Raw genomic sequence first — 11,297 nt, 5'->3', positions numbered from 1 at the left:
GGATCCTTTCGGGTGGTGTCACCGGGTGATCGACCCGGCGTTCCCTCAGGCTTGCTCGGCGCAAGCGAGCGCGGCATGGGCAGATCGGCGAAATGTGGACAACTTCGCGCTCGTCACGCGGCTGTGGACAACCGGTGTTCGCTGGGACCAGCAGTGACGCACGAGGCGTGCGGACGAGCCCCAGAGCGAGAATCGAGGCGAGGGCCTCCCGGTTGCGTGGGCCGGAACCGATCGCGGGAGTTGGCCGCGAAGCTCGGCCGCGCGATATTCGGTTGCGAAGGCTGGTCGCGAATGCCATCGAGGACGCCGATCGCAGAGGGAGGTTGCGGAGGCTGGTCGGGGACGCCGATCGCGTGGGCAGATCGCGGAGGCAGATGGCGAAGACTGGTCGTGCAGATCGTTGTGTGAACAGGGACCGATACCGGCGGTCGTGAAGATCGTCGTGGTGGACAATGCCGGTATAGCGCGCACTTTCTTGCACGACGATCATCACGATCGGCGGAATCGGCAGATGCCCGCACGACGATCATCACGACCGCCGAGGCCCCGCGCACTTCGTCGCACGACGATCAGCACGACCCAGGCAACCAGGGCCGTTCCGCCGATCCAGCGCCGAAACCTCGTGATTCGCCCACTTCTGGAGGGTTATCCACGCTTCCGGGCGCCAGGATGGGTGGACAACCCTCCAGAAGTGCAGGCTTGCTCCAGACGTGCAGGTCGCAGAGGTGCAGGTCCCAGACGTGCACGTCCCTCCAGGGGTGCGCGTAACCCACCAGCCCCCGTCCACCCGAGTCCGCTCCACTACCACCCGCACAGCCCGGTCACGTCGAGCCCAGCGCTGAAACGCGAAACATCCGCGGCGTTCGTTACGCGATGCCTGCGTGCGAGGAACGATGCCTGCACCGTTACGATCCGGGAATTGATCAGTTGGCGAATGAATCACGACGAGGATGTGTGGAGCGACCGACGAGATTCGCACCATCGGTCCACGACACCACGGCGGGGTGGGGAGGTGGGCGTATGCCCTTGACGCTGCGATATGTCGCGCGTTCGGACGCCGGGTTGGTCCGAGAGGGGAATGAGGACGCGGGCTACGCCGGCCCCTACATCCTCGCTGTCGCCGACGGCATGGGCGGACATGCCGCGGGCGAAGTAGCCAGCCAGGCCGCCGTCGACGAGTTGGTGCAGGCTGATCTGCCACCGGATGGCCGGGACACCCTCGACGCGCTGGCAGCGGTGGTGCACGCGGCCAACGACCGGATCCGGCAACTGGTCGACAGCGATCCGAAACTGCGGGGCATGGGGACGACCGCCACGCTGCTGCTGTGGAACAAGTCGAGGTTCGGGCTCGCGCACATCGGCGACTCCCGCGCGTACCGTCTGCGCGACCACGAACTGGTCCAAATCACGCGCGACCACACGTTCGTCCAAGCGCTGGTCGACGACGGGCGGATCTCGGTCGACGACGCCCGCGTTCACCCGGCTCGGGCGGTGGTGACGAAGGTGCTGCAGGGCGACGAGCCCATCGAGCCGGACTACGTGATGCTCGATGTGAAGGCGGGCGATCGATTCCTGCTGTGCAGCGACGGGTTGTCCGACGTGGTCGGCCACGACGACCTGCGCGCCGCGTTGGACGCGCCGGGCGGCGTCGAAGCGGCCGCGGACCGGCTGATGAGCCTGGCGCTGCAGGCCGGGGGGCCGGACAACGTGACGGTCGTGCTCGCCGACGTCGTCGAGACCGACAGCCCGCCGCAGCCTGACGACACCGCCGAGGCCTACCTGGTCGGCGCGGTCGCAGGCGCTGGGACGTCGCACCACGAGGGGCAGTCGAGGCGCGACGACGCGCCCCGCTGACAGCCGGCAGCCGGTCTCGCCCGGCCGCCCGCCGCCAGTCACCCGCCGCTACCCGCCGCGAGGCTCAGACCAGGACCACCTTGCCGGTGGTACGCCGTGCTTCCAGCGCCGCGTGCGCATCGGCGGCACGTTCCAGCGGGAAGCGCTGCACGACGGGGACCAGTCGGCCGGCGGCGAGCTCGGCCAGCGACCGCGTCTCGAGTTCACGCATCAGGCCCGGCCGGCGGGTCAGCTTCGCGCCGAGGCCCCACGTGGCGGTGAGTCCGCGTTGGATCAGATCGAGCGAGGTGAACTCGATCAGCTGTCCCGACGAGCTCCCGAACATCACCAGCCGGCCGCCGGCGCCGAGCAGGTCGAAGGCGGAACGGCCCAGGTCGCCGCCGACGCCGTCGAGGACGAGGCTCACGGCCTGGTCACCGACCGCGGCGGTCACTTGACTCGGCCAGTCGTCGTCGAGGTAGTCGATGGCGTGGGTGGCACCCAGCTTCGTCACTTGTCTGACCTTGTCCGGTCCCCCGGCCACGCCGACGACCACCGCCCCGGCGCGTCGGCCGGCTTGCACGAACAGCGAGCCCAGCCCACCAGCAGCCGCGGTCACGAGCACCACGTCGTCCGACGTGATGGCCGCGGTGTCGAGCACGGCGAGCGCGGTGCGACCGGTTCCGATCATCGCCACGGCGGCATCGGCGCCCACGTCGTCGGGCACCACGTGCAGCGCCGATGCGGCCACGACGGCGCGGCGGGCGTAGCCCCCGGGCACCGGACCGAGGTGGGCCACCACGCGCCGGCCCAACCAGCTCGGGTCGACCCCCGCGCCGACGGCGTCGACGGTGCCGGCGACTTCCCGGCCGGGAATGGTCGGCAGCTCCGGAACGGCCAGTGGTCCTTCCGCGGAACCGGCTCGCTGTACGGTGTCGATGAAATGGACCCCGCTGGCCTCGACCGCGATCCCCACCTGCCCGTCCGTCACCTGCGGGTCGGGTACGTCTTCGTACACGAGATTCTCGGCCGGACCGAACTCGTGCAACCTGATCGCGTACATGGTGGGCTCCTTTGATCGACACTCGCCACTACGCTAGAACCTGAACTTTGATTCAGGTCAACGTCGTGAGAGAAGAGAAGGGCAACGCATGGAGTCGCCCGCGTGGAAGAAGTCCGAACTGACGGTCGGTGAGATGTCCCGGCGCAGCGGCGTCGCGGTGTCGGCGTTGCACTTCTACGAGCGGCAAGGCCTGATCTCAGCCCGCCGGACCTCGGGCAATCAACGCCGGTATCCACGCATCATGTTGCGCAGGGTCGCGCTGATCCGGATCGCACAACGCGTCGGCATCCCGCTGGCCGACATCGCAGCAGCCTTGAACAGCCTGCCGGATGGCCGGACCCCCACTCAGGAGGACTGGGAGCGGCTCTCCAGGGAATGGCGAGACGAGCTCGACGAGCGGATCAAGCGCCTGCAACAGCTGCGTGACGACTTCACCGACTGCATCGGCTGTGGCTGTCTGTCGCTGAGTCGTTGTTCGCTGGCCAACAAGCGTGATGTCCTGGGTGAGCACGGGCCGGGGCCGCGCAGGCTCCTCGAAGACGCCGAACAGTCCGGCTCATCCGATGGCGGTGTCGCCGAGACGGTGTCGCGATGACCACCGCGACCTCGGCCGATGCAGCCCTCGAGGTGGCCTGTGACGAATCGGGCTCCGAAGGTGAACGACTCATCGGTGGTAACACCGACGTGTTCGCCCACGCCGGGGTCCGGCTCGACGCAAGCACGGCGGCCGAGGCGATCGTCGAGATCCGGGACCGGATCCGATCACCGGCCACCGAGTACAAGGCGAATCACCTACTCCGGGAAAAGCACCGATCGGTCCTGATGTGGTTGCTCGGATCGACGGGCCCGATTCACGACCGTGCGCAGGTGCAGCTGATCGAGAAACCGGCGCTGCTGGTGAACCGTGTGGCTGACGTACTGCTCGGCGACCCCGCCGCAGCCGCCGCCTTGTACCGCGAGGGTCCCCAGCTGTTCGGCGCCCGGTGGCAGACCTTTCTGGAGGCATCCAACGAGGTGATGCGGGCCAAACACCGTGACGACGTCGAGTCGTCGGTGCAGGCGCTCTTCGACGCGATCGACCACCTCGCCTTCGTCGGCCCGACGCCGGACGGCCCGGCCGGCCTCGTCGCGCTGCTCCGGCATTGCCGACCGCGAACCGAGGCCTGGCGAGCGAGCCGCGCCGACGACCCGACGGCGATGCCGGTGCTCGATCCCTTGATCCCCGCACTGGTCCAGACGGTCGCGTACTGGAGCGCCGACGGCGTGCCGGTGTCGATCGTGCACGACGAGCAGAACAGCCTGACCGACGAACGCATCGTCCAGTTGCGGCAGATCATCGACGGCGCCCGAGGCGAACCCGCCGACCCGGCAGCGTCGCGGCGACTGTCGAGCCTGCGACTGGCCGACTCACGCTTCGACGCACGCGTCCAATTGGCCGATTTTCTGGCCGGGGTCGCGCGCCGGATCGCCGAGGACGAGCTCAACGGCCACGGCGACGCCGAACTGACCGCGCTCCTGCAGCCTTACGTCGACGCAACGTCGACTTGGGGCGACAACCGCAGCTGGTCGCTGTTGTGCCGCCCCGCATCGAGCGCCTCGGCCTGAACCGGCCCCGCCGCGACCGGAAGAGATCAGAAGTCCAGGTCGACGGTTTCGATACCTGCGTCGCGGCAGTGATCCAGGTAGCGCTTCATCTTGGTCTCGGCGGTCTCCACGTAGGCCAACTCGCCGTTCTCGTCCATGTACTCGATCGGGCCGTAGATGGTGAACAGCGTGAGCATGGGCTCGTCCCCGTCCACGTCGGCCACCAGGGTGTGCACGTCACCAGGGGGCTCGAAGACGAACGAACCCGGCTCGGCCTGCCAATCGTGCTCGAGGTAGTGCCATCGCCCTTGCAGGACGTACCCCTCGACCTCGGAAAGGTGTCGGTGGCGGTTGACGACTCCGCTCTCGGTGACTTTCAAGATGTTGGTCCAGCGGCCGGTGGTGGTGTTGATCCGCAAGGGCTTGAACCAGACCCGGTCGGAGCCCTGGGGAACCCACGGCACCCGGTCGGCGAGCACGAGCATGTCCTGAAGTGTGGTCACGAGTTCTCTCCTGCCGTGATCTTGTCGATCCAATACCATCTGGCGACGGCGTCGACCCCGGCCGGGGACACCGACCGTAGGTGTACGACGTCGCCATCCGTTCCGGTGATGCGTCCGTGGTCCTGGAGCTTGAGGATGTGAAAGCGTTCCGGTGGGAAACCGAGGTGGACGTCGATCTCGAAGCGGCCGTTCGGACCCGGATCGCTCCCGACGTCGTCAGCCACCTTGCCGCCGGCCTGGACGGTGATCCAGACCTGGTAGACTGCCACCACCACGACAACGACCAGGATCGATCGGACGGGCCGGGTCCGCAGCAGGTCAGCTGCCGTCGCCCACATGGGCTTCCTCCCCGGACAACAGGCTCTCGATGCGGGTCACGGTCGTACGGAAGTCCGTACTCTCCACCGCCGCGTGCCAGTTTCGCGGCCGCGGCAATGGGACCTCGACGATGTCGCGCACCGTGCTCGGCCGGCCCGACAGCACGACGACCCGGTCGGACAGGAAGACGGCCTCCTCGATGTCGTGGGTGACGAAGAAGACGGTCGGGCGGCGCAGCTCGAACAACGCCGTGAGGTCTTGCTGGAGCTTGCGCCGCGTCTGCGCGTCGATGCTCGCGAACGGCTCGTCCATCAGCATCACGGCCGGCTCGTTGACCAGAACCCGGGCAACTCCGAGACGTTGCTGCATTCCACCGGAGAGCTCGTGCGGGTACTTCCGCTCGAATCCGGACAGGCCCACCAGCTCGAGGACGTCGCGGCCGGCTTGCTCGCGTCGGGCCTTGTCCATCCCCTTCATCCGCAGCCCGAACGTGACGTTGCCCAGGACGGTCTTCCACGGGAAGAGGGCGTGGCTCTGGAACACCACGCCGCGATCAGGCCCGGGGGCGGTCACCTCGGTGCCGCCGACGGTCACCGTGCCCCGGGTCTTCTCGATGAAGCCCGCGACGATGTTGAGGACCGTCGTCTTGCCGCACCCACTGGGGCCGAGGATGGACACGAACTCGCCCTCGTGCACCGAGAACGAGACGTCACCGATGGCGACGATCTCTTCACCGGTGTAACGGTCCACGTACCGCTTGTGCAGATTGTCGATCACCATTGCCGTCATCGGGTCGTCTCCACCTGCCTCACCATTCCCCACCGCTCGACCGTCGCCTGTTCGAAGGGCGCCAGGACCAAGGCGTCCAGCGCGTACCACAAGATGCCCAGAATGATCATGCCCAGGAAGACCTCGGCGACGTCTCCCACTCGTCGGGCGTCGAACATCATGAAGCCGATCCCGCTCGTCCCGACGATGATCTCCGCGGCGATCAGGGCCCGCCAGCCATAACCGAGACCGGTACGGATGCCGCTGGCCACGGCCGGCAGGGAGCCGGGCACGATGACCTCGAGGAACACCCGGAAGCGGCTGGCGCCCATACTCCGGGCCGCTCGAACGAGCTCGTCGGGAACCTGGTCGACGCCGGCGACCACACCCAGCGTCAACGGGAACACGATCGTGTAGACGATCACGAACGTGACCGCCGTCAGGCTGAAGCCGAACCACACGATCACGATCGGCAGCCATGCGATGTCGGCGATCGCCTGAAAGAAGATCAGCACCGGCCAGGTCAGCCGACGAGCCCATCGGTTCAGGCCCACCAGGAAGCCCAGCGGGATACCGAGCAGCAGCCCGAAGCCCACCCCGTACGCCAACCGGGTGACCGAGTCGGACAGGTAGCTGGGCAAGATCCCTTTCCGGACCAGGTCGATGAACTCCGACCAGACCACGCCGGGGCCGGCGAAGAACGACTCGTTGACGATGCCCGATCGGGCGATCAGCCACCACAACAGCACCACGGGCACGAAGGGGCCGAGGGTACGTACAACGGGGTGCGCGAAAACGCGCGCCGCGATCCGCATCACGACACCGCCTTCATGCCCCATCGCTCGACCGTGCGCCGCTCCAGTGGGGCGAGGAGCAGCCGGTCCATGAGCAGCCACAGGATGCCGATGATGACCATCGAGGCGACGATCACGTCGGTGTCGAACTGGCTCTGCGCAAGGAACAGCGCGTAACCCAGTCCGGCATTGGTGGCGATGATCTCGGCCGCGACCAGGCCCCGCCAGCCGTAGCCGAGACCGATCCGCAACCCGGTGACGATGCTCGGCAGCGCGCCGGGCAGCAGCACCTCCCAGAAGATCCGGATCCGTCCGGTGCCCATCGAGCGGGCGGCACGTAGCAATTGCTCGGGGATCTGCTGGACGCCCAGCAACGCGTTGTAGGTCAACGCGAAGAACATGGCGTTCCAGACGATGAAGATCACCGCACCGTTGCCGTACCCCAACCACAGGGTCGCGATCGGAATCCAGGCGATGCCCGCGAGAGCGACGGAGAAGCGCAGCAACGGGGAGAAGAACGCCGACAACATCGGGCTCGCGCCCAGCGCCACACCGAAGGGGATCGCGGTGACCAACGCGATGGCGGCACCGATGCCGATGCGGGCCAGGCTGGCCCCCAGGTGCCGGGCCAGATCACCGGAGGCGATCATGTCGCCGATCGCGCCCACCACGTCGTTGACCTGCGGGAAGGTACGCAGCGGCGTGTCGGTGACGGCGATCGTCACCGCCCATATCGCCAGCAGGAGAACGAACGGGACGACGAACCAGAATGCGGCGGCCAGCCGGGACGGCCGGGCCCGCCGCCGGGTCCGGCCGATCCTCGGGGTGGTCGTGGGCGCGGTTGCGGTCACGCGCAGGCCTGTTCCGCCGCAGCACGGTCATAGGTCACGTCGGAACCGGTCAGCTCGGCGCCGTCCGGGATCGGCGGGAGATCTTCGAACAGTTCCGGGCGGTCCTCCATCACGTCGAGAATCGGCGCGGGATCGAAATACGCCGCCGCGTCGAAGCCAGGCTCCACGGCGTCCTGTTCAGCGAGCAATTGGCTGACGGTGTCGAGAGCCAGCACATTGCACTGGCTCAATCGCGGGTCGAGCTGCGTGATGTTGTACTTCATCGCTTCGGTGGCCACGTCCACCTCGGTGCCCGGAAGCCAACGGGTGGCCGACTCGGCGGCGTCGTCGGGGTTCTCCCGCATCCACTGGTCGACGGCGGCTCGCGCGGTGAGGTAGCTCTTGATGATCTCGGGGTTCTCTGCGGCGAACTCACGCGTGGTGATCTGGTAGCCGATGAAGGGGATGTAGCCACCCCCGCGCAGGATCTCTTCGGCCCCTTCGACCTGCTTGACCGCCTGAATCGGCCAGGGGTCCCAGATGATGCCGACGTCGATGCCGTCGGTTTCGAGCGCGACGGCCATGTCCGGCGGCGCGGTGTTGACGATCTCGACGTCGGAGACGTCCAGCCCGGCGTCGTCGAGCAGGCCGAGTAGGTAGAGATGGTTGATGGAGCCGATCGACACGCCGATCCGCTTACCGGCCAGCGTGGACAAGTCGGTGCCCGAGACGCCGGACGACGCCTTGGCCACCACGCCCATCGTCTCGTCGATGTTTCCCTGCGAGGCCGAGCCGGTGTAGTTGCCCAGCAGGACCAGGTCGTCGCCTTTCTGTGCGGCGGAGATCATCGGGGTGCCGACCTGGACGATGTCGACCTCGCCGGACTGCAGAGCATTGAGCACGTCGACCCCGGTCGGGAAGGGCTGCGCCAGCTCGACGTCCAGGCCTTCGTCCTCGAAGTAGCCGGTCTCGACAGCGACGGGCAGGCCGATCTGATCGATCGCGGAGACGTATCCGGCGCGAACCGAGGTGAGTTCGGTGCTCGCACCGCCACCGTCACCGTCGCCGTCGCCTCCGCCTGCGACGTCGTCGTCGACGGTCGCTCCGCCACCGCAGCCCGCCATCAGCAAGAGCGCCGGCGCGGCGATCAGCAGTCGGGTGACACGGGATCTCGTGGCCATGCTGTTCCTAACTCTCGACGGGAGTGGGGCTGATGTCGGGTCCCGACAGGCACGCGAGAACCGCCGCGCGGTCGGGAATCGGGTCGACGGCGCCGTGGCCCTGCGTGGCCAGTGCGGCTGCGACCACGGCGTAGCGAGCAGCAGCCATCGGAGCGGCACCGTCGAGCAGCCGCGCCAAGAACGCGCCGTCGAACGTGTCCCCGGCGCCCGTGCTGTCGACGGGCTCGACCCGATACGCCGGAACGTGTTCGGTGTCGCCCTGATGGTGGACCAGCACGCCGTCAGCGCCCATGGTCAGGGCGACGATGTCCGGGCCGCGGCGCACGAACCAGTCCAGCACCTCGCTCGGGTCCTCGGTTCCGGCGAGCAGCCGTCCCTCCTCCAGGTTCGGCAGCACCACGTCGCAGATCTCGACGCTGGCGGCGACGATGGCGCGGGCCCGATCGGTCGCCCACAGGGCCGGCCGGTGGTTGGGGTCGTAGGACACCAACCTGCCCGCCTCTTTCGCCACCCGCATCGCGTGAAACGCCGCGTCGCACGACGACGTGCTGATGGCTTGGGTGATGCCGGACACGTGTAGGGCACGCGTTGATCGGACCAGGTCGACGGGGACGTCGCCGGGGCCCATCAGGCTCGCGGGCGACCCGGCCCGGTAGTAGGTGAACGCGCTGTGCGCGGGGTCGCGGGAGATGAAGTAGACCCCGGTGCGGCCGCCGGGCTTACGCACCACACCAGAGATGTCGATACCTTCGCGTTCCCACAGATCGCAGAACGCGGTCCCGAACTGGTCGTCGCCGATATGGGTCACGTATCCGGTCGCCGCGCCAGCCCGTGCGGCGGCGATGGCGGCGTTGGAGGTGTCGCCGCCGAAGCCGACGGCGAAGTGTGGCGCCGTGGCAAGGTCATGGCCCTCCGGAGCATTCATCTCCAGGAGCGGCTCGCCGAGAGCGATCAGATCCATCGCTCAGACCCGACCGTACTTCTCGATCCCGCCGCGCAGAGACCCGGTTTCGAGGATCAAGCGCGTCTGCTCGGCCTCCCGCTGCTCGATCAGCTCGGCAGCTTCGAGCACCGCCTGGACGAGGGCCGCCGGGACCCGCACCACCCCGTCCGAATCGGCGACGATCAAGTCACCCGGGTGGACGGTCACCCCGCCCAGCTCGACCGGCTCGTTGCGAGAGACGGTCCGGATCCGGCCGACCGTGGTGGCCGCTACCCGGCTGGCTGCATAGACCGGCAACTGAGGGTAGTCCCGAGCGATCTCCTCGTTGTCGCGAACACCCGCATCGACCACCACGCCGGCCAGCTTGTTGACGACCATGCCGGCGGCCATGAGACCGCCGAAGGCGGCGACGTCCGCACCTCCGGCAGCGATGCACAGCACGCTGCCGGCCGGCGACTCGTCGATCGCCTGCAGCGCGTGCGCCGGGCCGCCTGCGTCGTCGGCCGGCACCTCCAGGACGGTCACCGCCGGGCCGACGAGGCGGCCCTGCCCCGGCAACATCTGTCGGATCCGGCCGTCGAGGTAACCGCGTTCGCCCTGCTGTTCCACGGCGTCGGCGATCGAGGCCGTGGTGATCCCGGCGAATCGTCGGATCGTGTCTGCGGAATAGGTCTGGTCGGTCATGCTGTCCTCTCGTGTCCGGTATCAGCGAGCCATCCAGCCGCCGTCGACCACGAGCACGTGACCGTGCACGTAGTCCGAAGCGGCTGAGGCGAGGAAGACTGCTGCGCCGCCGATGTCGTCGGGGCTGGCCCAGCGCCCGGCCGGGATGCGGGCGGTGATGGCGTCGTAGCGCTCGGGATCCTGCCGCAGGGCCGCGGCCAACGGTGTTTCGACGTAGCCGGGAGCGATCGCGTTGACGTTGATCCCGTAGCCCGCCCACTCGTTGGCCAGAGCACGCGTGAGGCCGACCAACGCGTGCTTGCTGGCGGCGTAGGACGCGACGTTGATCCCGCCCTGGAAGCTGAGCAGCGACGCGATGTTGATGATCTTGCCGCCGCGCCCGTGGGCGATCATCGCCCGTCCCGCTGCACGAGACGCATCGAACGCCGCGTGGAGGTTGACCTCGATGACGTCGTACCAGTCGTGGTCCTCGAAACTCTCTGACGCTCCGCGGGTGATCCGGCCGGCCGCATTGACCACGATGTCGACCGCATGCTTCTCGACGAGTGCCCCGAGCGAGTCCGAACGACCCTCGTGGCTCGCCAGGTCGAGCGGGACCACATCCCGGATCCCTTCGCCGCAGCCTCGGACGGTAGCGTCCTGGCCGGGTTCGATGACGAAGACCAGTTCTGCTCCGGCGTCGGCGAAGGCCCGCGAGATGGCCCCTCCGATACCTCCGGAAGCACCGGTGACGAGCGCCGTACAGCCGGTCAGATCGAAGGACATGCCGCGTGGGCCGTGATTTGACAGTGCCATT

Annotated in this window: 13 protein-coding genes; 3 read left to right on the top strand and 10 right to left on the bottom strand. The window is 68.0% G+C overall.

All coding sequences use genetic code 11. The features are described from left to right. The first annotated feature begins 1,020 nt into the window (after window positions 1–1,020). A complete protein-coding gene (locus tag M6444_RS02015; RefSeq protein ID WP_298322432.1) occupies window positions 1,021–1,854 on the top strand; it encodes a PP2C family serine/threonine-protein phosphatase in 834 nt (277 codons plus the stop codon). 64 nt (window positions 1,855–1,918) lie between these two features. On the opposite strand, the gene M6444_RS02010 is transcribed toward M6444_RS02015, so the two are convergent. After that, window positions 1,919–2,896, bottom strand: coding sequence for a zinc-binding dehydrogenase (locus tag M6444_RS02010; RefSeq protein ID WP_298322430.1), 978 nt, complete (start codon window positions 2,894–2,896; stop codon window positions 1,919–1,921). A gap of 88 nt (window positions 2,897–2,984) precedes the next feature. On the opposite strand from M6444_RS02010, the gene soxR reads away from it, so the two are divergent. Then, window positions 2,985–3,491, top strand: a complete 507-nt coding sequence (gene soxR / locus M6444_RS02005; protein ID WP_298322428.1) for a redox-sensitive transcriptional activator SoxR — start codon at window positions 2,985–2,987, stop codon at window positions 3,489–3,491. Next, window positions 3,488–4,501, top strand: a complete 1,014-nt coding sequence (locus M6444_RS02000) for a DUF3800 domain-containing protein (RefSeq protein ID WP_298322426.1) — start codon at window positions 3,488–3,490, stop codon at window positions 4,499–4,501. The genes soxR and M6444_RS02000 overlap by 4 nt, the downstream gene beginning before the upstream one ends. A 26-nt stretch (window positions 4,502–4,527) precedes the next feature. Here the strand turns inward: M6444_RS02000 and M6444_RS01995 are convergent, their stop codons facing one another. From M6444_RS01995 to M6444_RS01955, 9 genes are read right to left on the bottom strand one after another with little or no spacing between them, the layout of a single operon-like run. Continuing rightward, the gene (locus M6444_RS01995) at window positions 4,528–4,983 is read right to left on the bottom strand and encodes a 2,4'-dihydroxyacetophenone dioxygenase family protein (RefSeq protein WP_298322422.1); all 456 of its coding nucleotides are present in this window, start codon (window positions 4,981–4,983) and stop codon (window positions 4,528–4,530) included. Next, entirely contained in the window at window positions 4,980–5,321 is a 342-nt protein-coding gene (locus M6444_RS01990; protein WP_298322419.1) for a hypothetical protein, read from the bottom strand. Before M6444_RS01990 ends, M6444_RS01995 begins: the two co-directional genes overlap by 4 nt. Then, window positions 5,302–6,090, bottom strand: a complete 789-nt coding sequence (locus M6444_RS01985) for an ABC transporter ATP-binding protein (protein ID WP_298322418.1) — start codon at window positions 6,088–6,090, stop codon at window positions 5,302–5,304. The genes M6444_RS01990 and M6444_RS01985 overlap by 20 nt, the downstream gene beginning before the upstream one ends. Beyond that, window positions 6,087–6,827: an ABC transporter permease gene (locus tag M6444_RS01980; RefSeq protein ID WP_298322416.1), complete on the bottom strand. Its 741-nt coding sequence runs from the start codon at window positions 6,825–6,827 to the stop codon at window positions 6,087–6,089. Before M6444_RS01980 ends, M6444_RS01985 begins: the two co-directional genes overlap by 4 nt. Window positions 6,828–6,883: 56 nt before the next feature. Beyond that, a complete protein-coding gene (locus M6444_RS01975) occupies window positions 6,884–7,714 on the bottom strand; it encodes an ABC transporter permease (RefSeq protein ID WP_298322414.1) in 831 nt (276 codons plus the stop codon). Then, window positions 7,711–8,874, bottom strand: coding sequence for an NrtA/SsuA/CpmA family ABC transporter substrate-binding protein (locus M6444_RS01970; protein ID WP_298322412.1), 1,164 nt, complete (start codon window positions 8,872–8,874; stop codon window positions 7,711–7,713). The genes M6444_RS01975 and M6444_RS01970 overlap by 4 nt, the downstream gene beginning before the upstream one ends. Before the next feature lie 7 nt (window positions 8,875–8,881). Next, window positions 8,882–9,835 (bottom strand): sugar kinase, encoded by a 954-nt coding sequence (locus M6444_RS01965; RefSeq protein ID WP_298322409.1) that lies wholly within the window; start codon window positions 9,833–9,835, stop codon window positions 8,882–8,884. A 3-nt stretch (window positions 9,836–9,838) separates the two neighbouring features. Further along, complete coding sequence (locus M6444_RS01960) at window positions 9,839–10,501, bottom strand: RraA family protein (protein WP_298322406.1); 663 nt, start codon at window positions 10,499–10,501, stop codon at window positions 9,839–9,841. A 21-nt stretch (window positions 10,502–10,522) separates the two neighbouring features. Further along, the gene (locus M6444_RS01955; protein WP_298322404.1) at window positions 10,523–11,266 is read right to left on the bottom strand and encodes an SDR family oxidoreductase; all 744 of its coding nucleotides are present in this window, start codon (window positions 11,264–11,266) and stop codon (window positions 10,523–10,525) included. Window positions 11,267–11,297 lie beyond the last annotated feature (31 nt).

The organism is Haloactinopolyspora sp., from assembly GCF_027324685.1.
Lineage (GTDB): Bacteria > Actinomycetota > Actinomycetes > Jiangellales > Jiangellaceae > Haloactinopolyspora.
The sequence above is the reverse complement of the archived record's forward strand: the minus strand, read 5'-3'. Positions and strand labels throughout refer to the sequence as shown.

What these genes read in the sequence shown, in the direction of transcription:
- M6444_RS01965 (WP_298322409.1), bottom strand. Translation starts at nt 9,835, where the DNA reads ATGGATCTGATCGCTCTCGGCGAGCCGCTCCTGGAGATGAATGCTCCG.
- soxR (WP_298322428.1), top strand. Translation starts at nt 2,985, where the DNA reads ATGGAGTCGCCCGCGTGGAAGAAGTCCGAACTGACGGTCGGTGAGATG.
- M6444_RS01970 (WP_298322412.1), bottom strand. Translation starts at nt 8,874, where the DNA reads ATGGCCACGAGATCCCGTGTCACCCGACTGCTGATCGCCGCGCCGGCG.
- M6444_RS02010 (WP_298322430.1), bottom strand. Translation starts at nt 2,896, where the DNA reads ATGTACGCGATCAGGTTGCACGAGTTCGGTCCGGCCGAGAATCTCGTG.
- M6444_RS02015 (WP_298322432.1), top strand. Translation starts at nt 1,021, where the DNA reads ATGCCCTTGACGCTGCGATATGTCGCGCGTTCGGACGCCGGGTTGGTC.
- M6444_RS01960 (WP_298322406.1), bottom strand. Translation starts at nt 10,501, where the DNA reads ATGACCGACCAGACCTATTCCGCAGACACGATCCGACGATTCGCCGGG.
- M6444_RS01985 (WP_298322418.1), bottom strand. Translation starts at nt 6,090, where the DNA reads ATGACGGCAATGGTGATCGACAATCTGCACAAGCGGTACGTGGACCGT.
- M6444_RS02000 (WP_298322426.1), top strand. Translation starts at nt 3,488, where the DNA reads ATGACCACCGCGACCTCGGCCGATGCAGCCCTCGAGGTGGCCTGTGAC.
- M6444_RS01955 (WP_298322404.1), bottom strand. Translation starts at nt 11,266, where the DNA reads ATGTCCTTCGATCTGACCGGCTGTACGGCGCTCGTCACCGGTGCTTCC.
- M6444_RS01990 (WP_298322419.1), bottom strand. Translation starts at nt 5,321, where the DNA reads ATGTGGGCGACGGCAGCTGACCTGCTGCGGACCCGGCCCGTCCGATCG.